Below are 24,206 nucleotides of genomic sequence, written 5' to 3' on the forward strand. Positions count from 1 at the left end.
GCCCCGGAAATGTCTTTTTTCGCCATCTTTCCGGCGTCTCCGGTGGCCTTTAAAACGGGTTGGATTCCAGGCTCCTCAGTATAAGAAATGCGGGCCTTTTATCAATAATTCGAAACTTGGTTTTATCTAGCGGACGGTTCCGGAACGGGCCGCCGGATCGCGGGCCCGAACCAAAAAGGGCACCCACCGGGTGCCCTCTGAAGCCGCGGGGGCGGGCTTAGTCTTTGTAGTCGGCGGTTTCGCGAATCACCACCTTGCCGTCGACCACTTCCGCGATTTGCGGATCGGCGCCCAGGTTACCGTCCTCGGTGACGTCGGTCACGTCGTAGGGGTTGTGCTTGGGATCGACCTTGGCCAGCGCCTGGGGAATGGCGGCGCGGATGGCGCGCGGATCGTCCACGCTGCCGGCTTCCTGCATGGCGTGCATGATCAGGTACATGGCGAAGTAGTGGTAGGCGGTTTCCGAGGTGGCCACGCCGTCATGCTTCTCCTGCCACAGCTTGACGAAGCGCTCCGCGCCGGGGGTGTTGTATTCCGCCAGGGGCACCACGCCCACGGACCCTTCCAGGGATTCCAGGCCGCCGGACACCTTGGCCACTTCGTCCATCTTGGCCTGGTCCATGATCACGAAGCCGCCCTTGAAGCCCAGCTCCCGGGCCTGGCGCACCACCAGACCGGTGGGCTCGGAGGCACCGCCCACGAACAGCACGTCCGGGTCCTCGGAGAGCACCTTGCTGACGCCGGTGTAGAAGTCGGCGGACTTGTTGTAGTCCATCGGGTTCATGGACACCACGTCACCGCCGGCCTTGCGCCACACCGGCACGAACTCCTTGGTCCAGTACTTGGCGTAGTCGTGGGTGGCGTTGGCCACGCCCAGCTTCTTGCCGAAGCGGTCCATGGTGATCTTGGTGAACGGCGTCAGGTAGTCGGTGAAGTTGGGCGGAATCTTCACGGTCAGCTCGTTGCCCTTGGCGGTCACCGCCGGCACCGAGGTGTAGGACATGATCAGGAAGCCGTCGCGCTCGTTGAAGGCCTGCAGCGCGAAGGTGCCGCCGGAGTGCGGCGTGAAGATGATCGGCGCGTCGTACTGCTGCACCAGGCGCTTGCCGTTCACCGCCGCCTGGCTGGGCGAGTACTTGTCGTCCAGGGATTCGATGTCGATGGTGTAGTTTTCGCCATCCACGTCGAAGCCGCCGGCGTCGTTGATCTCCTCGGCGGCCATGCGCAGGCCTTCCAGGGTGTTCTCCCCGTACAGAGCGGCGCCGCCACTGAGCGGGCCGGTGAAGCCGATGGTCACTTCCTCGGCGTGGGCCGCGCCGCCCAGGGCCAGAGCCACGGCGCTGGCGGTGGCGAGACGTCGAAAGGTCTTGGTCAGATTCATGATGCGTTTCTCTCCCATTGTTTTTGTTGGGCTATTGTTGTGTGGTTTGGTGCGTGTCGCGTTGATGCGTGTCAGGCCCCGATGTAGGCCTTGCGGACCGCTTCGTTGCCGAGCATGGTCTCGCGGTCACCCTCCATCACCAGGCGACCGTTCTCGATCACGTAGGCGCGGGTGGCGATTTTCAGCGCCGCGAAGGCGTTCTGTTCCGCCAGCAGCACGGTGGTGCCTTCCTGGTTGATCGCCTGAACGGCGCCGAACACCTGCTTGACCACCAGCGGCGCCAGGCCCAGGGACGGTTCGTCCAGCATCAACAGTTTCGGCCGGCCCATGAGCGCCCGGCCGATGGCCACCATCTGCTGCTGGCCGCCGCTGAGCGAGCCGGCGGCGTCGTCCTTTTTGTCGTTCAAAATCGGGAACATTTCAAGGACGTGATCCAGTGTTTTTTTCATGCCGGCCCGATCGCGGCGGTGCACGTAGGCACCCAGCATCAGGTTCTTCATCACCGACATTTCCGGGAACAGCTTGCGCCCTTCCGGGCACTGTACCACGCCGGACTGCACCAGCGCCGAGGGTTTCTTGCCGGTGACGTCCTGGCCGTTCAGGCTGATGCGGCCGGCGCTGGGCTTGAGCAGCCCGCTGATGGTGTTGAACAGGGTGGTCTTGCCGGCGCCGTTGGCGCCCAGCAGCACCACCAGCTCGCCCTGCTCCACGTTCATGGAGACGCCGTCCAGGGCCTTGAAGCTGTCGTATTTGGCGTCGACGTTCTCAAGCTTCAACATCTTCGTCACTCCCCAGATAAGCCTCGATCACCACCGGATCGTTCTTGATTTGTTCCGGCGTGCCCTCGGCGATCTTCTCGCCGTGGTCCAGCACCATGATCTTGTCCGCCAGGCTCATGATCATGTCCATCTTGTGCTCGATCAGGCACACGGTGATGCCGTGATCAACCATCTTGCGGATCAGGCCGGCCAGGTTCTCGGTTTCCTCCGGGTTGATGCCGCCGGCGGGTTCATCCAGCAGCACCAGCTCCGGGTCCGTGGCCATGGCCAGGGCGAAGGCCACCCGTTTGCGCTCTTCCTGGCTGATGTCGACGATGTAGCGGTGCCCCAGGTGCGACAGGCCGACGAAGTCGAGCACCTCCTCGGCGCGGGCGCGGCACTTCTTCTCTTCGTCGCGCAGGCGCTTGGAGTTGATGATCACGTCCCACAGGCGCGACTGGGTGCGCAGCCGGTGGCCGACGATCAGGTTATCCAGCACCGTGGACTGATCGAACAGCATGGTGGTCTGGAAGGTGCGGGCGATGCCCAGCCGCGCGATGCGGTCCGGGGACATGCCGGTGACGTCCATGCCCTGGAACTCGATGCGCCCTTCGCTGGGCGGCATGGCGCCGGCCACCAGGTTGAAGAAGGTGGTCTTGCCGGCGCCGTTGGGGCCGATGATGGCGTTGATCTGGCCGGCCTGGAAATCGACGCTCACGTCGTTCACCGCGGCCAGGCCGCCGAAGCGTTTGGTCAGGTTCTTGATGCTCAGCATTGTTTTGTTATCCGCCATGATTAACCGGCCTCCCGCTGATCGCCGTCGGCGGTGTCGCCGACCCGGGACCCGGCCCGCTTGGCCGGCGCCTTGCTCGCCAGACGGCGGCCGCGCCAGGTCAGGAAGGTACCGACGATGCCCTTGGGCATGAAGATCACCAGCACCACCAGCAGCGGACCGAACACGATCATCCGGTATTCCTCGAAGGACTGCACCGCCTGGGTGATCCAGGTGATCAGCAGGGTGCCCACCAGCGGCCCCATCAGGGTGCCGATGCCGCCCACCAGCAGGTAGGTGATGACGTCGAAGGTATGGGTGATTTCCGCCAGGTCCGGCCCGATGAAGCGCACCACGCCGGCGAGCAGCGCCCCGGCCAGGCCCGCGTAGGTGGTGGACAGCACGAACGCCAGCACCTTGTTGCGCATCAGGTTGATGCCCAGGGACTGGGCCAGGTCGTCACTGATGCGGATGGCCAGGAAGGTGCGGCCCACCAGGGAGCGGGAAATGCGGCTGATCAGGCCGATGGCGAGCACCAGGAAGAACAGCACCAGGTAATAGAAGGGGATGGTCTCGGTGAAGTCCACCAGCCCGAAGCCCTCCGGCGGCGCGATGCTGATCACGCCCAGGGTGCCGTGGGTCAGCTCTTCCCATTTCTCGATCAGCAGATAGATGATGAAGCCCACGCACAGGGTGAAGATGGCGAAGTAATGTTCCTTGAGCCGCAGCGACACCACGCCCACCAGAAAGCCGAAGAAGGCACCGAGTACGCCGGCGGCGATGAACGCCGGCCAGAACGCCCAGCCGTAATCCACGGTGAGCAGGCCCACGGTGTAGGCGCCGATGGCGAAGAAACCGCCGTGGGCCAGGTTCAGCTGACCACAGTAGCCGGTGATGATGTTGAGGCCGTAGACGGCGATGGCCCAGACGAACGCCAGCGCCATCACGTAGATCTGGTATTCACTGCCGGCCACCCAGGGAAACAGGATCGCCGCCGCCAGCAGCACCACTTTCATCGCCGGGCTGGCGAAAAAGTTCATGACGCGGTCCATTAGCGCACCCCCTTGGTGAACAGGCCGGTGGGTTTGATCGACAGGATGGCCACCAGCAGCACGAACGCGATCAGATCCTTGTAGGTGCCGGACAGGTAGTAGCCGCCCAGGGCTTCGGCGAAGCCGATGATCAGACCGCCGACGATGGCGCCGGGAATGCTGCCCATGCCGCCCAGGATGATGATCACGAAGGCCTTCATGATCACCAGGTGCCCCATGGCCGGGTACACCAGGTTGATGGGCGCGAACAGAGTGGCGCCCACCGCCGCCAGAAAGCCGGCGATGGCGAAGGTCATCATCGCCACCCGGTTGGCGTCGATGCCGACCAGGAAGGCGCCCTCGCGATTCTGCGCCATGGCGATGATGGTGGAACCGGTCATGGTCTTCTTCAGGTACAGATGCAGCGCGCCCATCAGGCTGAAGGCGCCGACGATGATCAGCAGCCGCTGGGCCGGCAGGGTCAGGCCGCCGAAGTTGAAGATCTCGGTGTAGGGCGTGGGCATGCGCCGGAAGTCGGCGCCCCAGTGCATCTGCACCAGCGCTTCCAGAAACAGAAGAATGCCAATGGCGGCGATCTTGTCATGGATCGGCGGCGCGTGGCGCAGCGGGTGGAACACCAGCCGCTCGCACAGCACCGAGAGCAGCGCCACCACCAGACCGGCGCCAAGCATGGCCACCCAGTAGTTGAGGCCGTGCTCGACCATGATGAAGTAACTGACGTAGGCGCCCACCATGTAGAGAGCGCCGTGGGCGAAGTTGGGAACGTGCAGAATGCCGTACACCAGGGTCAGACCCAGGGCCACCAGCCCATAGATACTGCCCAGCGTCAGGCCATTCAGCGCCTGCTGGAGAAACGCGTCCAAGGGTTGAACTCCTCGTTATGGTTATGAAACCGCCTCACGCGGTGCCCCCAAGGGTCCCACCATTGAACGGGGCCCGCGCCTGGGAGGCGGCTTCGGTTTTTGTGTTGTTGTATCGTTTCTTGCTTTACACGAAGATCAGGCCTGCTTTTTGGCCTCCGCCCACTCCTCTTCCTGGAGTGAACGCCACATTACCTTGCCGGTGGGCGAACGGGGCAGCTCGTCGCGGAATTCCACGATTTGCGGCACCTTGTAGGCCGCCATCTGCTCCTTGCACCACTCGATGATGTCGTTTTCGCTGACCCGGCCTTTCTGGTCCTTGGCCAGTACCACGCAGGCCTTGACGGTTTCGCCACGGCGCTCGTGGGGCGCGGAGATCACGCAGCTCTCCTGAATCGCCGGGTGCCGATACATAAGACTTTCGACCTCGGCGGGCCAAACTTTAAAACCGGAGGCGTTGATCATGCGCTTGACCCGGTCGACGATGAAGAAATACCCCTCGTCATCGTAGTAGCCCATGTCGCCGGTGCGGAAGAAACGCTTGCCGTCCAGCTCGATGAAGGCCTTCTCCGTTTCCTCCGGCCGGTTCCAGTAACCCTGGAACACCTGCGGGCCGTGGGAAACGATCTCGCCCACCTCGCCAACGCCCAGCTCCTCGCCGGTATCCTCGTTGATGATGCGCGAATCGGTGTCGAACACCGGAATGCCCAGGCACTGCTTCTTGGGGTGCTCCGGCGGGTTGATGTGGGTGGCGGCGATGGTTTCGGACAGGCCGTAGCCTTCCATGTAACGCAGGCCGGTGAGGTTGAACAGCTTGTCGGACACCGCTTCCGGCATCGCCGCCCCGCCGCCGCCGATGTTCTGCAGCGTGGACAGATCGAAGGATTCCACGTCCGGATCGGAGAGCAGATCGATGGCCATGGTGACGATGTTGGTCCAGCTGGTGACCTGGTAGCGTTCGATCAGCTTCGCCGCCACGCGGCGGTCCCAGCGGGTCATCAGCACGATGGTGCCGCCCAGGAAGATGGGGCTGTTCATGGCGCCCTGCATGCCGGTGACATGGAAGTACGGCAGGGTCGCCAGCACCACGCCCTCGCGGCCACCGCCGGGGCGCCAGGCGGCGCCGTGCACGCAGGTGGCCATCACCGAGCGGTGGGTGTGCATGCAGCCCTTGGGCGCGCCGGTGGTGCCGGAGCTGTACGGGAACACCGCCAGATCGTCCGGGCCGACCAGCAACTCGCCGGGCCGGTAGCCGGCGGCCAGGGCGTCCGCCCAGGCGATCACGCCTTCGCCGTCGAGCGGCTGGGCCGGGGCCTTCACTTCCGCCGGCAGATCCAGATCGGTGTCGGCGGCGGCGTAGTCGCCGTAGGCGGCCACGATCACGTGGCGCAGGCGTTCATGGCCGATCAGCGGCTGGATCTGGGCCAGCACTTCCTGGCCGCACAGGCACACGGACGCCTGGGTGTCTTCCAGGTAGTGCTCCAGCTCGGCGGAGCGGTTCATCGGGTTGATCGGCACCACGATGGCGTTGGCGCGCAGGATGGCGTAATAGCCGATGATGAATTGCGGCGCGTTCTGCATGAACAGCAGCACCCGGTCGCCTTTCTCCACGCCCAGATGCTGGAGCTGGCCGGCCAGCGCGTCCACCTGCTCCTTGAGTTCCCGGTAGGAGATCGCCTTGTCGTAGTAGACGATGGCGTTCTCGTCGGGATAGCGCAGCGCGGAAATCTCCAGGTTGGTATAGAGGCTGGTTTCCGGCAGGGTCAGGTGGTGTGGGGCCCCGTCCGGCCAGACGGCGAAATGCCGATCGAACATGCCTTTACTCTCCCTTGTGATGCTGTTGTGCGACGCGAACCGGGCCGCGCCGTTTTTGTTAGAGCCCGTCCACGCGGGCAAAACCGCGCCCAAGCGCCCGCTTGGGGCGCCCGGGGCCGGTTTCCGGAGTCAATCTGGCGGTCAATCTGACACGCCGCCCCGGGGTCGTCAATACTATTTCGGAATAACGTTCCAAAAACGAAACAGTGCCTTGAAACGCCGTATCGCGGCTGAAGCCGCTCCTACAGAGTCTTGTCCGGCGGCGTGAACCGCTCCATCCGGGACGGCACCGCAGGAGCGGCTTCAGCCGCGATCAAGGCGCGGCGCCTCGCCCCGCTCCCAGCATTGCTCGGCGAACGCGTCGTTGCACCGGGTGGGCTGCAACGGCATCACCGAAACATAGCCGTCGCGCAGGGCCACCACGTCGGATCGCGGGTGCTCGATGGCGCCGGGCCGGCGCTCGAACGCCAGCCAGTGGTAGGACAGCCCGCGGCCGTCGGTGCCGTGCACCAGGCGCGGCCCGGCGATGCCGCCGCTGACCTGCTGGGTGAAGCGGCAGCCGCGCAGTTCGTCCACTGGCCGGTCCGGAAAATTCAGGTTCCAGCAGGCGCGCTGATAGCCGTCCCGGTCGGCGCCGGCGTCCCACAGATCGCGGATCAGGGTCGCCGAATGGCGTGCCGTGGGGGTGTAGTCGATGGCCTCGCGGTCGCCCACGAAGGCCTGGCTCAACGCCACGCCGGGCAGGCCCAGGTGGGCCGCCGCCAGCACCGCGCCCACGGTGCCCGAGTACATCACCGAATCGCTCAGGTTGGCGCCGCAGTTGACCCCGGAGAGCACCAGATCCGGCGGGTCCTCGGCGAACCACTCGGCCATGGCGAACATGACGCAGTCCGCCGGGGTGCCGGACACCGCGTAGCGGCGCTCGCCGTGGTGGTAGACACGCAGCGGCGTGTGCAGGGAAATGCCCTGCCCCACGCCGCTCTGGTCGTGCTCCGGCGCCACCGTCCACACCTGCTCGGCGAGCTCGGCGGCCACCGCTTCGGCCACCGCCAGCCCCGGGGCGTCGATGCCGTCGTCGTTGGTGACCAGGATCTTGCGGAATAATCTCATAGGGGTTCCCAAACGTTATTTGTGGGCGCGGGCGATCTGCCAGCCGCGCTCGGCGATCAACCCGGCCCGCTTGCCCACCTCCAGGGCGTTGCGGTCACTGGCGTTGCCCTGCAGGGCGCGGGCGTACACCCCCTGCAGAATCGCCGCCGAACGGAACAACGCGAACGCCAGGAACACCGGCCAGTCGTTGATGCCGTCGCGGCCGGCGCCCTCGCAGTAACGCTCCAGCAGGGCGCGTTCGTCGGGGATGCCGCGGGCGGTCAGATCCAGGCCGTCCAGGCCGCGCACGCCGTTAACGCCGTGGGGCATGTGGTACGGCAGGCAGCAATAGGCCAGGTCCGCCAGGGGGTGGCCGATGGTGGCCAGCTCCCAGTCCAGCACCGCCACCACCCGGGGTTCCTGGTTGTCCACCAGCAGGTTGCCGAGGCGGAAGTCGCCGTGGGCGATGGCGGCACTGTCGTCGTCGGGAATGTGGTCCGCCAGCCAGGCCATGAGGTTGTCCATGGCCGGCAGGTCGTCGGTCTTGGAGGCCTCGTACTGGGCGCTCCAGCGCTTTACCTGACGGGTCACGTAGCCCTGGGGCTTGCCGAAATCCCCCAGGCCGACGGCCTGGTAATCGACCCGGTGGAGCCGCGCCAGGGTGTCGATCTTGTCGTAGTAAAGACGGCCCCGGTCGGCCTTGTCCAGACTTTCCAGCTGCGGCTGGCTGTAAACCCGGCCGGGCACGAAGTCCATCACATAAAAGCTGGTGCCGAGCACCGATTCGTCCTCGCAGAGCACGCGCATGGTCGGCACGGGCACCTCGCCGTGCTCGCCCAGGGCCTTCATGACCCGGTACTCGCGATCCACCTGGTGAGCCGAGGGCAGCACCTTGCCCGGCGGCTTCTTGCGCAGCACGTAGCGGCGCGCGCCGCTTTCCAGCAAGTAGGTGGGGTTGGATTGCCCGCCCTGGAACTGACGGACCTTGAGGGGCCCGTCGAGCAGATCCTGGCCGGCCAGGTAGTCCGCCAGGCGCCCTTCGTCGAGACGGTGGGCGTCCAGGACCGGGACGATTTCCGGTTGACCTTCCATAATCACCTCGCCCTGTTCAGCAGATCGTTTCGCCGCCGTCGGCGACCAGGGTCTGGCCGGTAACGTAGGCACTGGCGTCGCTGGCCAGGAACAGGGTCACCCCGGCGATGTCCACCGGTTCGCCGATGCGCCGCACCGGCGTGCGTTCCTCGGCGCGCTTGCGCCGTTCCGGATCCTCGGTGAGCGCCTTGGCGAAATCCGTGCGCACCAGCCCGGGGGCGATGGCGTTGACGCGGATGTTGCGCGGCCCCCACTCCACCGCCAGGTTGCGGGCCAGGGCCGCCTCGGCGGCCTTGGAGACGCCGTAGGTGCCGATCACGGTGTTGCCGCGCAGGCCGGCGATGCTGGAAATGATCACCACGTTGCCGCCGCCGTTCTTGTCCATCTCCGGCAGCACCCGGTTGCACAGCCAGAAGGTGCCCTTGACGTTGGTGTCCATGATCTTGTCCCAGGCCTCGTCGGTGAGTTCGGCGGTGGGCCCGTAGACCGGATTGGTGGCGGCGTTGCACACCAGAATATCGATTTTGCCGAACGCGGCCAGGGTTTCGTCGACCAGGTTCATCAGGTCTTCTTTCTTGCCCACGTTACAGGGCACGGCGATGGCCTCGCCGCCTTCCGCCTTGATCGCCTCGCACACCTGGTGGCAGGGCTCCGGCTTGCGGCTGGAAATCACCACCTTGGCGCCGGCGCGGGCCATTTCCTCGGCGATGGCCTTGCCGATGCCCCGGGTGGAGCCGGTGATCAGGGCCACCCGGCCGGTGAGGTCGAAGAGCTTGCTCATAAAGAATGTCCTCCGGACGATTCAGGATGCAGCGCTTTATCCTGCATCCTGAACCCTGTATCGGTATTGTTATTGGTAGCGGCCGAGCTCAAGCTTGGCGATGGAGTCCAGGTGCACCTCGTCCGGGCCGTCGGCCAGGCGCAGGGTGCGCAGGTTGGCCCAGGCGGAAGCCAGGAAGGTGTCCTGGCACACGCCCAGGGCACCGTGCACCTGGATGGCGCGGTCCACCACCTTGAGGGCCATTTCCGGGGCGATCACCTTGATCATGGCGATTTCCTGACGGGCCACCTTATTGCCCACGGTGTCCATCATGTGTGCCGCCTTGAGGGTCATCAGCCGGGCCTGCTCGATCTCCAGACGGGAGCGGGCGATGTCCTTGCGGATGGAATCGAACCGCGACAGCTTGCGGCCGAACGCCTCGCGCTCCTCCACCCGGCGGCACATGGCTTCCAGGGCCCGCTCGGCGAGGCCGATGGTGCGCATGCAGTGGTGGATGCGGCCCGGCCCCAGGCGACCCTGGGCGATCTCGAAACCGCGCCCCTCGCCGAGGATCAGATTGGAGGCCGGCACGCGCACGTTGTCGAACACGATTTCCGCGTGGCCCTTGGGCGCGTGGTCATAACCGAACACATGCAGGGCGCGCTCGATGCTCACGCCCGGGGTGTCCAGGGGCACCAGGATCTGCGACTGCTGCTGGTGGCGCGGCGCGTCCGGGTTGGTCTTGCCCATGACGATGGCGATCTTGCACTCGCTGGACATGGCGCCGGAGGACCACCACTTACGGCCGTTGATCACGTAGTCGTCGCCGTCACGCTTGATCTCGGTGCAAATGTTGGTGGCGTCGGAGGACGCCACCGCCGGTTCGGTCATCGAGAAACAGGAGCGGATCTCGCCGGCCAGCAGGGGCTTGAGCCATTGTTCCTGCTGTTCCGGGCTGCCGTAGCGGGCCAGCACTTCCATATTGCCGGTGTCCGGGGCGGCGCAGTTGAACACCTGCGGGGCGAAGCCCACCCGGCCCATCACCTCGCACAGGTGGGCGTAGTCGTAGTTACTGAGGCCGGCGCCCAGCTCGCTTTCCGGCAGGAACAGGTTCCACAGACCGGCGGCTTTGGCCTTCTGCTTGAGTTCCTTGAGGATGGGCGGTGGCGTCCAGCGGTCCTCGCTGTTGGCATGCTGTTCGGCGTACACCGCTTCGTTGGGGTAGACGTGCTGGTCCATGAACTCGACCAACTGGTCGTACAGGGCCTGGGCCCGGTCGGAAAGGGGCAGCATGGGGCTCTCCTCGCATTGTTCTGAAGCCCGCTCGGACTGGACGGACGGCGGACATACTTATTGGTAGGTCCGGCAATGTGGCATGCCCCGTCGGTGTCGTCAAATAATTCGAAACGGTGTTTCAGGTTTGCGAAACAGGGCCGCCCGGCGGCGTGTGGGCGCGCTCGCCGGCGATGGTGGGACAGTAACGGAGGGTGGCGATGTAGCTGTCGACGAAGTCGGCGGCCTCGCCGTCCAGATCGAAGGAATCGGGCAGCAGCAGCCAGGTGTAAAGCAGGCCCGTCATTTGCACGTGCAACTGGGTGACGGCCCGGTCCAGATTCAGGGTGGCGGGCAGCTGGCCGCGCTCGATGGCGTTGCCCAGGGTTCGGCGCACCTTGTCGCCGCCGTCCAGGTAGCTTTCCCGGACCCGCTGCATGAGCGGATCGGTTTGCTCGGTGAATTCACATTTGTAGAACAGGATCTCGAATACCCTGCGGTGGTCGGGGTCACGCACGGTACGTTGGAGCACGTCGATGAGAAGATCGCGGAAACGATCCAGGGGATCCTCCTCGCCGGGGTCCTCGGCCCGCTGGGAAAGGGCCTCGGTGGGCAGCCGGTGGCGCTCAAGCATGGCCGCGAATACGTCCTGCTTGTTCTTGAAATGCCAGTAGATCGCGCCGCGCGTCACCCCGGCCTGCTGGGCGATGTCGTTCAGGGAACTGCGCGACACCCCCTTACGGTGGAAAACCAGCGCCGCGGCGTCGATGATATGCTCGCGGGTCTCCTGGGCTTCCGCTTTGGTGCGTCGGGCCATGGTCGGGTCCTGCGTTCCACGATTCATTCATTTTTCCATACTATACATACGTTCTTGGATGTATGTATACTCCTGATCTTTCCGTGGCTTGATACGAATCAAAGAACCGAGGTTTCCATGCGCACAGGTTCGGTGTCCTTTCCCTTTATTGTTCTTTTCAGCCTGGCCCTGGCCGCCTGCGGCGGCGACGGCGAGCAGCAACAGCAGGCCGGCGGTCCGCCGGAGGCCGGCTTCGTCACCGTGCAGCCCCAGAGCTTCACCCTGGTCAACGAGCTGCCCGGTCGTACCAGCCCCTACCAGATCGCCGAGGTACGCCCCCAGGTCACCGGCATCGTCCACGAACGCCTGTTCGAAGGCGGCCAGCAGGTGGAGGCCGGCCAGCCGCTCTACCAGCTCGACGACAGCCTGTATAAGGCCGACGTGGCCAGCGCCCGGGCCAATCTGGCCAGCGTCCAGGCGACCCTGAAGTCCACCCGTCTGCGCGCCGAGCGGTTCGACAAGCTGCTGGACATGAAGGCGGTGAGCCAGCAGGAATACGACGAGGCCCAGGCCGCCCTGGGCGAGACCCAGGCCCAGGTGGACGCCGCCCGCGCGGCCCTGCGGACCGCGCGCATCAATCTGGACTACACCACCATCAAGGCGCCCATCGACGGCCGCATCGGCCGCTCCGTGGTAACGCCGGGGGCCCTGGTCACCGCCAACCAGACCGAGGCCCTGGCCACCATCCGCCAGCTGGACCCGATCTACGTGGACCTGACCCAGTCCAACCAGGAGCTGCGGCGGCTGCGCGAGGCCCTGGAGGCCGGCCGCCTGCAGCAGGTGGGCGAGGACAAGGCCCGCGTGACCCTGCTGCTGGAAGACGGCAGTGAGTTCGACCAGCCCGGCACCCTGCAGTTCTCCGAGTTCGCGGTGGAGGAAAGCACCGGTTCCGTGACCCTGCGCGCCCTGTTCCCCAACCCGGACAATGACCTGCTGCCGGGCATGTTCGTGCGCGCCCGCCTGCCCCAGGGCGAGCGCGACGACGCCATCCTGGTGCCGCAGAAAGGCGTCGCCCGGGACCCGTCCGGCCAGGCCACCGCCATGGTGATCGGCGAGGACAACAAGGTCGAGCAACGCCAGGTCACCACCGAACGCACCGTGGGTAACCGCTGGCTGATCAGCGACGGCCTCCAGGCCGGCGACCGCCTGATCGTCGAGGGGCTGCAGAAAATCCGCCCCGGCGCCCCGGTGAAACCGGTGGAGCTGAAACAGGATCAGGCGGAATCCGCCACCGTCACCGTGACCTCCGAGGAGGGCGGCGAAGGCGGCCAGAACGGCAACGCCCAGGCGCAAGACGCGCAGTAAACGAACGCCCACGCAACAGGGACAATCATGGCCAGATTCTTTATTGACCGACCCATCTTCGCCTGGGTGATCGCCATCGTCATGATGCTCGCCGGGGCGCTGTCGATCTATAACCTGCCGGTCGAGCAGTACCCCACGGTGGCGCCGCCGGAAGTGTCGATCCGCGCCACCTACCCGGGCGCCTCCGCGGAGGCGGTGGAGGACTCGGTGACCCAGGTCATCGAGCAGCAGATGAACGGCATCGACAACCTGCTGTACATCGACTCCACCAGTGACTCCACCGGTACCGCTCAGATCGCCCTGACCTTCGCCGCCGGCACCGACCCGGACATCGCCCAGGTGCAGGTGCAGAACAAACTCCAGCTGGCCACGCCGCGCCTGCCCCAGGTGGTGCAGCAGCAAGGCGTGCAGGTGAGCAAGTCGTCCGACTCCTTCCTGATGGTGCTCGCCGCCACCTCCAACAACGGCAGCATGAGCCGCACCGACCTGTCGGATTACCTGGGCGCCAACGTCCAGGACCCGCTCAGCCGGGTGCAGGGGGTGGGCACCACTCAGCTGTTCGGCGCCCAGTACTCCATGCGCGTGTGGCTGGACCCGAACAAGCTCAACCAGTTCGACCTGACGCCCACGGACGTGATCCAGGCGATCTCGGTGCAGAACAACCAGGTCACCGGCGGGCAGCTGGGCGGCCAGCCGGCGGTGCAAGACCAGCAGCTCACCGCCACCATCATCGTGCAGACCCTGCTGGAAACGCCGGAAGAATTCGGCGAGATCCTGTTGCGGGTGAACAACGACGGCTCCCGGGTACGGCTGCGTGACGTGGCGGACATCAAACTGGGCTCGGAGAACTACAATTTCGACGCCCGCTTCAACGGCCGCCCCGCCTCCGGCATCGGCATCAACCTGGCGTCCGGCGCCAACGCCCTGGACACCGCCGACCGGGTGCGCGCGCGGCTCGACGAACTGAGCGAGTTCTTCCCCGAGGGCATGGAGATCTCCTACCCCTACGACACCACGCCGTTCGTGAAGATCTCCATCCTGGAGGTGGTGAAGACCCTGTTCGAGGGCATCGCCCTGGTGTTCCTGGTGATGTTCCTGTTCCTGCAGAACTTCCGCGCCACCCTGATTCCCACCATCGCCGTGCCGGTGGTGTTGCTGGGCACCTTCGCGGTGCTGTTCTCGTTCGGCTTCACCGTCAACACCCTGACCATGTTCGGCATGGTGCTGGCCATCGGCCTGCTGGTGGACGACGCCATCGTGGTGGTGGAAAACGTGGAACGGGTGATGGAGGAGGACGGGCTCGGGCCCCTGGAGGCCACCCGCAAATCCATGGACCAGATCACCGGCGCCCTGGTGGGCATCGCCCTGGTGCTGTCCGCGGTGTTCGTGCCGATGGCCTTCTTCCCCGGCTCCACCGGCGCCATCTACCGGCAGTTCTCGATCACCATCGTCTCGGCCATGACCCTGTCGGTGCTGGTGGCGTTGATTCTGACGCCGGCACTGTGCGCCACCATGCTCAAACCCTCTTCCGCCCAGCATGAGGAGAAGAAGGGCTTCTTCGGCTGGTTCAACCGCAACTTCAACCGCGCCAGCCACGGCTACCAGAGCCGGGTGGAGAAGATGATCGGTCACCGTGGCCGTTACCTGGTGATCTACGTGGCCATCGTGGCGGTGCTCGGCTTCACCTTCACCCGCCTGCCCAGCGCCTTCCTGCCGGAAGAGGATCAGGGCATCCTGCTCACCCAGGTGCAATTGCCGGTGGGCTCCACCCTGGGCCAGACCATGGACGTGCTCGGCAAGATGGAGAACTACTACCTGAACGAAGAGAAAGCGGTGACCTCGATCTTCACGGTAGGCGGCTTCAGCTTCGCCGGGCGCGGCCAGAACTCCGGCATCGCCTTCGTGCGGCTCAAGGACTGGGAAGAGCGAGATCTCGGCGTCGACGGCGTGCAGCAGGTCATCGGCCGCTCCATGGGCTACTTCTCGCAAATCCGCGAGGCGATCATTTTCGCCCTGAACCCACCGGCGATCCCCGCCCTGGGCACCTCCGGCGGCTTCAACTTCCAGCTGCAGGACCGCGGCGGCCAGGGCCACGACGCCCTGGTGCAGGCCCGCGACCAGCTGCTGGGCGCCGCCAACCAGGCCGGCAACCTCACCCAGGTGCGCTTCAACGGCTTGCCTGACGCGCCCACCTACGATCTGGAAGTGGACCGCCAGCAGGCCCAGGCCATGGGCGTGTCCCTGGAACAGATCAACAACACCCTGTCGGTGGCCTGGGGCTCCAGCTACGTCAACGATTTCATCGACCGGGGCCGGGTCAAGCGGGTGTACGTGCAGGGCGACGCGCCCTTCCGCATGCTGCCCGAGGACATCAACGCCTGGTACGTACGCAACGGCGCCGGCGAGATGGTGCCGTTCAGCACCTTCTCCGACGGCGAATGGACCTACGGCCCGCAGCAGTTGCAGCGCTATAACGGCGTGTCGTCCATGAACATCCAGGGCGACGCCGCCCCCGGCGTGAGCACCGGCGAGGCCATGGCCACCATGGAACGGCTGGCCGAGGACCTGCCCCAGGGCTTCGGCTTCGAGTGGACCGGGCTGTCGTTCCAGGAACAGCAGGCCGGCGCCCAGGCGCCCGCGCTCTACGCGCTGTCGCTGCTGGTGGTGTTCCTGTGCCTGGCGGCGCTCTACGAGAGCTGGTCGATTCCGTTCGCGGTGATGCTGATCGTGCCCCTGGGCGTGATCGGCGCCGTGGTGGCGGCCATGCTGCGCGGCTTGAACAACGACGTCTTCTTCCAGGTGGGCCTGCTGACCACGGTGGGGCTGTCGGCGAAGAACGCCATTCTGATCGCGGAATTCGCCAAGGACCTGGAAGACGAGGGCTATTCCTTGCTCAAGGCCACCCTGGAGGCCACGCGCATGCGGCTGCGGCCGATCCTGATGACCTCCCTGGCGTTCGGCCTCGGCGTGACGCCGCTGATGCTGAGCACCGGCGCCGGTTCCGGCGCCCGCAACGCCATCGGCACCGGGGTGTTCGGCGGCGTGGTGGCGGCCACCGTGCTGGCGATCTTCTTCATCCCGCTGTTCTACGCCCTGGTGCGTCGCATCTCCGGCGTGCCGATGACCGGCAAGAAAGACGGCAGCACGCCGCTGGAGGATCGGGAGGCACAGCCATGAGCGCCATGAATCGAACAGCCATGAAAAGCATGAACCGCTATGCCCTTCCCCTGCTCGCCGCCCTGGCCCTGGGCGGCTGCACCCTGGCCCCGGACTACCGGCAACCGGCCTCGCCGGTGCCGGCCACCCTGGGCGAGGCGGACGGCGTCGCCGATTCGGTGATGCTGCCCGGCTGGCGGGCCCTGTTCACGGACCCGCACCTGCGGCAACTGATCGACACCGCCCTGAGCAACAACCGGGATCTGCGCCTGGCCATGCTGGACGTGGCCGAGGCCCGCGCCCAGTACCGCATCGAGGGCGCCGACCTGCTGCCCTCGGTGAGCGTCAACGGCGACGGCACCCGCCAGCGGGTGCCCGCCGACCTGAACAACAGCGGCGAGAGCACGGTGCAAAGCCAGTACGGCGTCAATGTGGGCATCGCCGCCTACGAGCTGGATCTGTTCGGGCGCATCCGCAGCCTCAAGCAGTCCGCCCTGGAGTCCTACCTGGCCACCGAGGAAGCGCGCCACAGCGCCCGCATTACCCTGGTGTCCGAGGTGGCCAACGCCTACCTGACGCTGATGGCGGACCGGGAGAACCTGCGCATCAGCGAGGAGACCCTGGGCGCCCAGCGGGAATCCGTGGATCTGGTGCAAGGCCGCTTCGATCTCGGCCTGGGCTCGGAGCTGGACCTGCGCCAGGCCCAGGTAGCCCTGGAAACCGCCCGCGCCAACCGGGCCCGCTTTCAGCGCCGGGTGGCCGCCGACCGCAACGCCCTGGCGGTACTGGTGGGCGCGCCTCTGCCGGCGCTGCCCGGCGACGACCTGGACGCCCCGGCGGTGGCGACCCTGCCGGAAGTGCCCGCCGGCCTGCCCTCGGCGGTGCTGCGCCAGCGCCCGGACATCCGCCAGGCGGAGCACGCGCTGCGCGCCGCCAACGCCAACATCGGCGCGGCGCGGGCCGCGTTCTTCCCGCGCATCAGCCTGACCGCCTCCGCCGGCACCGCCAGCAGCGAGCTGTCCGGCCTGTTCGAAAGCGGCTCCAAGGCCTGGTCGTTCTCGCCCAGCGTGTCGCTGCCGATTTTCAGCGGCGGCCGCAACAAGGCCAACCTGGACGTGGCCGAGGTACGTCGCGACCGCAACGTGGCCCGCTACGAGCAGACCATCCAGACCGCCTTCCAGGAAGTGGCGGACGCCCTGGCGGCCCGGGATTCCCTGGCCGAGGAAGAACGGGCGCAAAGCGCCCTGGTGGACGCCACCGCCCGTTCCCTGACCCTGGCCGAGGCCCGCTACCGGGAAGGCGCCGACGACTACCTGGCGGTGCTGGACGCCCGCCGGGAACTGCTCACCGCCCGCCAGCAGCGGGTGTCGGTGACCCTGGACAAGCTCAACAACCGCATCACCCTGTACCGGGCCCTGGGTGGTGGCGCCGCCGCCGACCAGGCCACCCTGATCGGTACCCTGGACACGGACGCCCCCGCGGCCACCACCGGAAACGCACCCCGTAGCTGATCGCGGCTTCGGGGGGCGTCCCCTCCTCCCGGACGGTTACACCGATCTTTTCCGCATTTCGCGGGCCACCCGTTCTTTGACGGGAAACAGCACTCCGTTTGGAGTATAAACCGCGCTTGTTGCGCTTTTTTTGCTCGGGAAAACAAACAATGTGGAATCGATTGCGCGGCCCGCGCCACCGGGCCACGATGGCGGTCGCCGGCCTGGCGCTGTGTGCCCAGGCCGGTGCCGCCGACCCCGGCGTCGAGGCCGGCGTCCGGGTCGGCGGTGGCGAAGGGCTGGACTACCATAGCCTGTTCGTGAGCTGGCCCTCCGGCTGGCTGCAAACCCACGCGGTGGAATCCTGGCTGCCCGGCGACCTTGTCCAGGCCTACTGGGATCTGTCCGTGGAACGCTGGGAAGGGGAAGACAACAACGGCGGCGACAATCAAACCGAGGTCTACATCTTCGGCCCGGTGGCCCGCGTCAACTGGCCCAGCGACCGCCTCTATTTCCTGTTCGGCGTGCAGCCCTCCTACATGAGCCACCCGCACATCGACGATGACGACATGGGCGGCAACATCCAGTTCACCAGCCACGGCGGTCTGGTGTTCCAGGTAACGCCCCGCCTGGCGGTGGGCCTGCGCGGCCAGCACACCTCCAACTCCCGGCTCTACAAACCCAACCCGGGCATGAACCTGGCGTCCGTGACCCTGGCCTACCGGTTCTGAAGCCCGGGGCGCTCCAGCCCGAAGCGCCGCATCTTGCGGTAAAAGGTGGCCCGCCCGATCCCCAGGGAACGGGCGGCGGCGGAGACGTTGCCACCGCTGGCGCTTAACGCCGCCAGCATTGCCCGCCGGGTCTGGCCTTCCAGGGTGCCAGGGGCCGGCGCGGGAGCCGGTGGGTCGCCGCCGTCCCTCGGAACGGCGGGCAAGTGCTCCGGCTCGATCCAGCCGTCCTCCGCCAGCACCGCCCCCAGCCTCAGTGCCTGTTGCAGCTCACGAACGTTGCCCGGCCAGGAATGCGCCATCAGCGCCCGGCGCGCCGCCGGCGACAGCCGGGGCGCCGGGGACGCGGGCGCCACTTCCTGGAGCAGCGCGTCCATCAGGGCCTCCAGATCGTCGCGCTCGCGCAGGGCCGGCAACGCCACGCGCAATCCGTTGATACGGTAGAACAGGTCCTCGCGAAAACGCCCCTCGGCGATGGCCCGGTCCAGGGCCTGCAACGTGGCGCATACCAGCGAGAACGACACCGGCCGCACCCGCGCCCCGCCCAGGCGGGTTACCTCCCGATCCTGGAGCACGCGCAGCAACCGGGCCTGCAGCGACAGCGGCATGTCGCCGATTTCATCGAGAAACAGGGTGCCGCCATCGGCCTGTTCGAACTTGCCGGCCATGCCGCCGCGCCGGGCCCCGGTGAAGGCCCCCTCCTCGTAGCCGAACAATTCGGATTCAATCAGCCCCTCCGGAATGGACGCGCAGTTCACCGCCACGAACGGGCCCTGGCGGGCGCCGCCGTGGCGGTGCAGCCAGCGCGCCAGCCGGTCCTTGCCGGTGCCGGTTTCGCCGTTGATCAGCACCGGCACGCCACCGGCATAGGCTTTCAGGGCGCGCGCCTGGAGCGGGTCGGCAACGGCCTCGCCGGCGGGAGCGCGACGTAACGCCACCACCGGGCGGGCGGCGCTCTCCACGCGGACGTAAAGCTGGCCGCCGTCCCGGCAGGCCAGCGCCACCGGCTCCCGGGCGGCCCGCCGCAGGGACGGCGCCACCTTGCCCCAAAGCCGCTCCAGGGTGACCGGCCGCCCCTCCGCTTCCAGACGGGTCAGATCCAGCAGCTGGCGCGCCACCGGATTGGCCCCCAGCAGGCAGCCGTCGCGGTCGAAATGGATCAGCCCCCGCACCGGGGAATCGGTCAGTTCGGCGCGGTAATGGATGGCCAGACGCAGATCCCCGGCCAGGTTCGCCACCATGTGGTTTTCCACCTCGCGGGCCGCCAGGGCCAGGGGCTCAAGCACGCCCAGGGCGCGTCCGTCATGGCGGCGCGAGGCATTCAGCACGCCGGCCAGTTCACCGTCCGGCGCGAACAGGGGCACGGCGGCGCAGATGAAGCCGCCCGCCTCTTCCAGAAAATGTTCGCCGCCGGTCACCACGCAGGGACGGCGCTCGGTGAGCGCGCAGCCCGGGCCGGTGGTGCCGGCCACGGTCTCATCCAAGTTGCCGCCGGCGCGCAGCGCCCGCCCCAGATCCGGGCAGGCCCGGTCTCCGCTCATCGAACGCACCACCCAGCCCTCGGCTTCCAGACAGGCGAGCACCCAGTCGGTGCCACGCAATGCCTTGAACAGCCGGTCCATCTCCGGCGCCACGTAGTCGAGAAGCTGTTCCCGGTATTCATGAAGGTGGCGCAACGCCTGGCGGGACACCGAGGAAAAGAGGCGCCGGTCGCCGGGATCCAGGCCGTAGGCCCGGGAGCGTTGCCAGGACCGGATGACTTCGCCGCGCACCCAGCCCGGCGGTACTTCCCGGCCTTCCTCGAACAACCGCCGGGCTTCCAGCAACTGACGGTCCATTTGCATACCGGTCGCGGGCATCTTCGTCTCCGACAAAGTGTCTTGTTGTTATACAGCCGACCGGGGCGCACCTGTCTCAATACGAGACAGGCGGTCTTGCCAGTACGCCCCGGGCTCTCCCTGATAAAGCCATAACCCTTTGTTTTTAAACGTTTTTGTATCTTTTTTCCGGGTTTTCCAAAGTATGGCACGGCCCCTGCGAAGGCACAACCGACGTCAACCCCTCTAATAAGGACAACATCATGACGAATCACACCCTCGCACCGGGCCTTGGCGCTCGCCTGTCGGCGGCCCTGATCAGCGCCTCGCTGTTGCTGGCCGGCGGCGCCCACGCCGACAAGGCGGACCAGGAGACCGTCGCCCCGGTGGATGCCGGCCACATCATCGACAACCGCGACAGTGGCCAGGACTGGCCGGCCCACGGCTTCGACTACCAGGAAACCCGCTTCAACCCGCTGGATCAGATCGACACCGGCAACGTGGACCAGCTGCGTCTCGCCTGGACCCATGACCTGAACAGCCAGCGCGGCATTGAATCCACGCCCATCGTGGTGGACGGCGTCATGTATGTGACCGCGTCCTGGAGCGTGGTGCACGCCGTGGACGCTGATACCGGCGAGCCACTCTGGACGTTCGATCCGGAAGTGCCCCCGGAAACCGGTGAATCCGCCTGTTGCGACGTGGTCAACCGGGGCGTCGCCGTGTACCGGGGCAAGGTCTACATCGGCACCCTGGACGGCCGCCTGATCGCCCTCGACGCCGCCACCGGCAAACCCCTGTGGCGCCGCGACACCATCATCGACCACGAGCACGCCTACACCATCACCGGCGCGCCCCGGGTGTTCAACGGCAAGGTGATCATCGGCAACGGCGGCGCCGAACTGGGCGTGCGCGGCTACATCACCGCCTACGACGCGGACACCGGCGAGCAGGCCTGGCGCTGGTTCACGGTGCCCGGCGACCCGTCCAAGCCGTTCGAGAACAAGGCCATGGAACGGGCGGCCAAGACCTGGGACCCCAGCGGCAAATACTGGGAAACCGGCGGCGGCGGCACGGTGTGGAACAGCATGGCGTTCGATCCGGAGCTCAACCTGATGTACATCGGCACCGGCAACGGCTCGCCCTGGGCCTGGTCAAAACGCAGCCCGGCCGGCGGCGACAACCTTTACGTGGCGTCCATCGTGGCACTGAATCCGGACACCGGCGAATACGTCTGGCACTACCAGGAAACGCCGGGGGACAGCTGGGACTACACCTCCACCCAGGACCTGATCCTCGCCGACCTGAAGATCGACGGTGAACTTCGCAAAGTGGTCCTGCACGCGCCCAAGAACGGTTTCTTCTTCGTGGTCGACCGCACCAACGGCGAGTTCATTTCCGCCGAGAACTATGTCGATGTGAACTGGGCCACCGGCTACGACGAAAACGGCCGGCCCAAGGTGGTACCCGAGGTGCGCCGCACCGACAAGGCCTTCGACATCGTCCCCGGCCCCTTCGGCGGGCATAACTGGCATTCCATGTCGTTCAACCCGAACACCGGGCTGGCCTATTTCCCGGCGCAGAACATCCCCCTGAATCTGGCGGTGGACCCGGACTGGGACGGCTACGGCAGCAACAAACCCGGCCAGCCCATGAGCGGCGTGGGCTGGAACACCGCGTCCAGGATCAACAGCGAGCCGCCCACCAGCCAGCCCTTTGGCCGCCTGGTGGCCTGGGACCCGGTGAAGCAGAAGGAGGCCTGGCGCCATGAGCACGCCTCACCCTGGAACGGCGGCACCCTGAGCACCGGCGGCAATCTGGTGTTCGAGGGCACCGCCGACGGCCACCTGCTGGCCCTGAACGCCAAGACCGGCGAGGTGCTTTGGAAAGCGCCGCTGGCCACCGGCGTGATCGCCGCCCCGGTCACCTACCGCATCGGCGACGTCCAGTACATCTCCATCGCCGCCGGCTGGGGCGGCGTCTACGGGCAAAGCCAGAGAGCCACCCCCAACCGCGCCAACCCGGGCACCGTTTACACCTTCGCCCTGAAAGGCAAGGCCAAGGCCCCACAACGGCCCGGAGCGGCGGACAAGACCCTGCTCCAGGGCGTGTCCTATGACCCGGAGCTGGTGCCGGAAGGCACCGCCCTGTTCGTCAGCAACTGCGTGTTCTGCCATGGCGTGCCCGCCGTCGACCCGGGCGGCAACCTGCCCAACCTGGGCTACTCCGACAAGGCCGTGATCAGCGAGCTGGACAAGTTCGTGTTCGACGGCCCGTTCATGTCCCGGGGTATGCCGGATTTCACCGGCCGTCTCGACAAGAAAGACGTGGAAAAACTCAAGGCCTTCATCCAAGGCACCGCCGACGCCGTGCGCGCGCAACAGCAACAACAAAAGGAAAAATAATCATGAGCTTGAACAACGATCTGAACCACCTGCTCGACGAACGCACCCGCCGTTTCCTGGAACAGGACTCGCAGCGGATGCTGATCGGCGCGCACTGGCGCGATGCCCGTGACGGTGGCCGGCTGGAGGTGACCAACCCGGCCGATGAGCAATCCCTGGGCAGCGTGGCCGCCGCCGGCGAGGCGGACGTGGACGATGCCGTCGCGGCGGCCCGCGCGGCGCTGGAAGACGGCCCCTGGGCGCGGGCCCGGCCCAACGGGCGCGAACGGCTGCTGCTGAAACTGGCGGATCTGATGGAACGCGATGCCCGGGTGCTGGCGCAGCTGGACTCGGTGGACAACGGCAAGTCGGCGCAGATCGCGGAAGCGGTGGACGTCACCCTGGCCATCGCCTTCTTTCGCTACATGGCCGGCTGGGCCACCAAGATCGAAGGCGGCACCCATGAGGTGTCGGCGCTGATGGCCGCGCCGGAGGCGGAATTCTCCGCCTTTACCCGGCGCGAGCCGGTGGGCGTGGTGGCGGCCATCGTGCCGTGGAATTTCCCGCTGCTGATGGCCGCCTGGAAACTGGCGCCGGCCCTGGCCGCCGGCTGCACCGTGGTGCTCAAGCCCGCCGAGCAGACGCCGCTGTCCGCTCTGTATCTGGGGCAGCTGATTCAGGAGGCCGGCTTCCCCGCCGGCGTCGTCAACGTGATCACCGGCGACGGCCCGGGCACCGGCGCGCCGCTGACCCGCCACCCGGGCATCAACAAGATCAGCTTTACCGGCTCCACCGAAGTGGGCCAGATGATCGGCCGCGCCGCCATGGACAACATGGCCCGCGTCACCCTGGAACTGGGTGGCAAGTCACCGATGATCGTGCTCGACGACTACGACCCGGAGCAGGCCGCCCAAGGCGCCGCCCAGGCGATCTTCTTCAACCACGGCCAGGTGTGTTCCGCCGGGTCGCGGCTCGATGTGCACAAGAGCCGCTACGATCAGGTGGTGGAGGGGCTGGCCCGGCTGGCCGACGAGATCACCCTGGGCCACGGGCTGGATCCGGACAACCAGATGGGCCCGCTGGTGTCCCGCGAGCAGATGGAGCGCGTGCTCGGCTACATCGACTCCGGCCGCGAACAGGGCGCGCAGGTGGCGACGCGCGGCGGCGGTGCGCCGGAGCGGGGCTATTTCGTGCGCCCCACCGTATTCGCCGGCACCGACGACGCCCTGCGCGTGGCCCGCGAGGAAATCTTCGGGCCGGTGGTGGTGGCGCTGCCCTACGACGACATCGAGGAAGTGGCCCGGCGCGCCAACGACAGCGCCTACGGGCTGGCAGCCAGTGTCTGGTCCAACGACCTGTCCCGGGTGCACCGGCTGATTCCCCGCCTCAAGGCCGGCAGCGTCTGGGTCAACTGCCACAACATGCTCGACCCGGCCATGCCCTTCGGCGGTTATAAGATGTCCGGTTTCGGCCGTGACATGGGTCGCGATTCGCTAAACGCCTATCTGGAAACAAAATCCGTGGTAATGGCATTGTAGTTATCCGTCCCCTCCAGTTGCCGGCGGCCCGCGCCGCCGGCGTTTCGCACCACGAACATTCCGATAACAATGACGTGGAGG

General features: G+C 66.6%; 18 protein-coding genes. 6 read left to right on the forward strand and 12 right to left on the reverse strand.

The genetic code is table 11. The annotated features are described in order from the left end of the window. Nucleotides 1-217 precede the first annotated feature (217 nt). The 11 genes from HMJ39_RS05555 to HMJ39_RS05605 all read right to left on the reverse strand — a co-directional run bounded on the left by HMJ39_RS05555 (nt 218) and on the right by HMJ39_RS05605 (nt 11,695). Complete coding sequence (locus tag HMJ39_RS05555) at nt 218-1,381, reverse strand: ABC transporter substrate-binding protein (protein WP_161383114.1); 1,164 nt, start codon at nt 1,379-1,381, stop codon at nt 218-220. A 71-nt stretch (nt 1,382-1,452) separates the two neighbouring features. After that, on the reverse strand, nt 1,453-2,160 hold the full coding sequence (locus HMJ39_RS05560; RefSeq protein ID WP_161383115.1) for an ABC transporter ATP-binding protein: 708 nt from the start codon (nt 2,158-2,160) through the stop codon (nt 1,453-1,455). Next, nucleotides 2,147-2,932 (reverse strand): ABC transporter ATP-binding protein, encoded by a 786-nt coding sequence (locus HMJ39_RS05565; RefSeq protein WP_228462175.1) that lies wholly within the window; start codon nt 2,930-2,932, stop codon nt 2,147-2,149. Before HMJ39_RS05565 ends, HMJ39_RS05560 begins: the two co-directional genes overlap by 14 nt. 2 nt (nt 2,933-2,934) lie before the next feature. After that, a complete protein-coding gene (locus tag HMJ39_RS05570; protein ID WP_228462176.1) occupies nt 2,935-3,951 on the reverse strand; it encodes a branched-chain amino acid ABC transporter permease in 1,017 nt (338 codons plus the stop codon). Nucleotides 3,952-3,962: 11 nt separating this feature from the next. Then, nucleotides 3,963-4,826 (reverse strand): branched-chain amino acid ABC transporter permease, encoded by an 864-nt coding sequence (locus tag HMJ39_RS05575; RefSeq protein WP_194296579.1) that lies wholly within the window; start codon nt 4,824-4,826, stop codon nt 3,963-3,965. Nucleotides 4,827-4,961: 135 nt separating this feature from the next. Then, on the reverse strand, nt 4,962-6,638 hold the full coding sequence (locus HMJ39_RS05580; RefSeq protein ID WP_194296580.1) for a long-chain fatty acid--CoA ligase: 1,677 nt from the start codon (nt 6,636-6,638) through the stop codon (nt 4,962-4,964). A gap of 303 nt (nt 6,639-6,941) precedes the next feature. Beyond that, the gene (gene surE / locus HMJ39_RS05585; protein WP_194296581.1) at nt 6,942-7,748 is read right to left on the reverse strand and encodes a 5'/3'-nucleotidase SurE; all 807 of its coding nucleotides are present in this window, start codon (nt 7,746-7,748) and stop codon (nt 6,942-6,944) included. Between the two features lie 15 nt (nt 7,749-7,763). Next, the gene (locus tag HMJ39_RS05590) at nt 7,764-8,819 is read right to left on the reverse strand and encodes a phosphotransferase family protein (RefSeq protein WP_194296582.1); all 1,056 of its coding nucleotides are present in this window, start codon (nt 8,817-8,819) and stop codon (nt 7,764-7,766) included. 16 nt (nt 8,820-8,835) lie between these two features. After that, nucleotides 8,836-9,600 carry an SDR family NAD(P)-dependent oxidoreductase gene (locus tag HMJ39_RS05595; RefSeq protein ID WP_194296583.1) on the reverse strand — a complete coding sequence of 255 codons (765 nt, stop codon included), beginning with the start codon at nt 9,598-9,600 and terminating at the stop codon, nt 8,836-8,838. Nucleotides 9,601-9,669: 69 nt separating this feature from the next. After that, nucleotides 9,670-10,872, reverse strand: a complete 1,203-nt coding sequence (locus HMJ39_RS05600; RefSeq protein WP_194296584.1) for an acyl-CoA dehydrogenase family protein — start codon at nt 10,870-10,872, stop codon at nt 9,670-9,672. A 121-nt stretch (nt 10,873-10,993) separates the two neighbouring features. Then, nucleotides 10,994-11,695 carry a TetR family transcriptional regulator gene (locus HMJ39_RS05605; RefSeq protein ID WP_228462177.1) on the reverse strand — a complete coding sequence of 234 codons (702 nt, stop codon included), beginning with the start codon at nt 11,693-11,695 and terminating at the stop codon, nt 10,994-10,996. A 90-nt stretch (nt 11,696-11,785) separates the two neighbouring features. Between HMJ39_RS05605 and HMJ39_RS05610 the strand changes: the two genes are divergently transcribed. From HMJ39_RS05610 to HMJ39_RS05625, 4 genes are all read left to right on the forward strand, one after another. Further along, nucleotides 11,786-13,012: an efflux RND transporter periplasmic adaptor subunit gene (locus HMJ39_RS05610; protein ID WP_194296585.1), complete on the forward strand. Its 1,227-nt coding sequence runs from the start codon at nt 11,786-11,788 to the stop codon at nt 13,010-13,012. Nucleotides 13,013-13,039: 27 nt separating this feature from the next. Beyond that, on the forward strand, nt 13,040-16,189 hold the full coding sequence (locus HMJ39_RS05615; protein ID WP_194296586.1) for an efflux RND transporter permease subunit: 3,150 nt from the start codon (nt 13,040-13,042) through the stop codon (nt 16,187-16,189). Beyond that, on the forward strand, nt 16,186-17,679 hold the full coding sequence (locus HMJ39_RS05620) for an efflux transporter outer membrane subunit (RefSeq protein ID WP_323370848.1): 1,494 nt from the start codon (nt 16,186-16,188) through the stop codon (nt 17,677-17,679). The genes HMJ39_RS05615 and HMJ39_RS05620 overlap by 4 nt, the downstream gene beginning before the upstream one ends. Nucleotides 17,680-17,828: 149 nt before the next feature. Next, a complete protein-coding gene (locus HMJ39_RS05625) occupies nt 17,829-18,389 on the forward strand; it encodes an acyloxyacyl hydrolase (RefSeq protein WP_194296587.1) in 561 nt (186 codons plus the stop codon). Here HMJ39_RS05625 and HMJ39_RS05630 read toward each other — a convergent pair. Next, entirely contained in the window at nt 18,377-20,245 is a 1,869-nt protein-coding gene (locus tag HMJ39_RS05630; protein WP_194296588.1) for a sigma-54-dependent Fis family transcriptional regulator, read from the reverse strand. The two genes, HMJ39_RS05625 and HMJ39_RS05630, sit on opposite strands and share 13 nt — an antisense overlap. 221 nt (nt 20,246-20,466) lie before the next feature. Between HMJ39_RS05630 and HMJ39_RS05635 the strand changes: the two genes are divergently transcribed. After that, entirely contained in the window at nt 20,467-22,608 is a 2,142-nt protein-coding gene (locus tag HMJ39_RS05635; protein ID WP_194296589.1) for a PQQ-dependent dehydrogenase, methanol/ethanol family, read from the forward strand. Nucleotides 22,609-22,610: 2 nt separating this feature from the next. Continuing rightward, entirely contained in the window at nt 22,611-24,125 is a 1,515-nt protein-coding gene (locus tag HMJ39_RS05640) for an aldehyde dehydrogenase family protein (RefSeq protein ID WP_194296590.1), read from the forward strand. Nucleotides 24,126-24,206 lie beyond the last annotated feature (81 nt).

The organism is Alloalcanivorax profundimaris, assembly GCF_015265435.1.
GTDB lineage: Bacteria > Pseudomonadota > Gammaproteobacteria > Pseudomonadales > Alcanivoracaceae > Alloalcanivorax > Alloalcanivorax profundimaris.

Excerpts from the sequence above, each read along its gene's own strand:
- HMJ39_RS05555 (WP_161383114.1), bottom strand. The coding sequence starts at position 1,381 with ATGAATCTGACCAAGACCTTTCGACGTCTCGCCACCGCCAGCGCCGTG.
- HMJ39_RS05560 (WP_161383115.1), bottom strand. The coding sequence starts at position 2,160 with ATGTTGAAGCTTGAGAACGTCGACGCCAAATACGACAGCTTCAAGGCC.
- HMJ39_RS05565 (WP_228462175.1), bottom strand. The coding sequence starts at position 2,932 with ATGGCGGATAACAAAACAATGCTGAGCATCAAGAACCTGACCAAACGC.
- HMJ39_RS05570 (WP_228462176.1), bottom strand. The coding sequence starts at position 3,951 with ATGAACTTTTTCGCCAGCCCGGCGATGAAAGTGGTGCTGCTGGCGGCG.
- HMJ39_RS05580 (WP_194296580.1), bottom strand. The coding sequence starts at position 6,638 with ATGTTCGATCGGCATTTCGCCGTCTGGCCGGACGGGGCCCCACACCAC.
- surE (WP_194296581.1), bottom strand. The coding sequence starts at position 7,748 with ATGAGATTATTCCGCAAGATCCTGGTCACCAACGACGACGGCATCGAC.
- HMJ39_RS05590 (WP_194296582.1), bottom strand. The coding sequence starts at position 8,819 with ATGGAAGGTCAACCGGAAATCGTCCCGGTCCTGGACGCCCACCGTCTC.
- HMJ39_RS05595 (WP_194296583.1), bottom strand. The coding sequence starts at position 9,600 with ATGAGCAAGCTCTTCGACCTCACCGGCCGGGTGGCCCTGATCACCGGC.
- HMJ39_RS05600 (WP_194296584.1), bottom strand. The coding sequence starts at position 10,872 with ATGCTGCCCCTTTCCGACCGGGCCCAGGCCCTGTACGACCAGTTGGTC.
- HMJ39_RS05605 (WP_228462177.1), bottom strand. The coding sequence starts at position 11,695 with ATGAATCGTGGAACGCAGGACCCGACCATGGCCCGACGCACCAAAGCG.
- HMJ39_RS05610 (WP_194296585.1), top strand. The coding sequence starts at position 11,786 with ATGCGCACAGGTTCGGTGTCCTTTCCCTTTATTGTTCTTTTCAGCCTG.
- HMJ39_RS05615 (WP_194296586.1), top strand. The coding sequence starts at position 13,040 with ATGGCCAGATTCTTTATTGACCGACCCATCTTCGCCTGGGTGATCGCC.
- HMJ39_RS05620 (WP_323370848.1), top strand. The coding sequence starts at position 16,186 with ATGAGCGCCATGAATCGAACAGCCATGAAAAGCATGAACCGCTATGCC.
- HMJ39_RS05625 (WP_194296587.1), top strand. The coding sequence starts at position 17,829 with ATGTGGAATCGATTGCGCGGCCCGCGCCACCGGGCCACGATGGCGGTC.
- HMJ39_RS05630 (WP_194296588.1), bottom strand. The coding sequence starts at position 20,245 with ATGCCCGCGACCGGTATGCAAATGGACCGTCAGTTGCTGGAAGCCCGG.
- HMJ39_RS05635 (WP_194296589.1), top strand. The coding sequence starts at position 20,467 with ATGACGAATCACACCCTCGCACCGGGCCTTGGCGCTCGCCTGTCGGCG.
- HMJ39_RS05640 (WP_194296590.1), top strand. The coding sequence starts at position 22,611 with ATGAGCTTGAACAACGATCTGAACCACCTGCTCGACGAACGCACCCGC.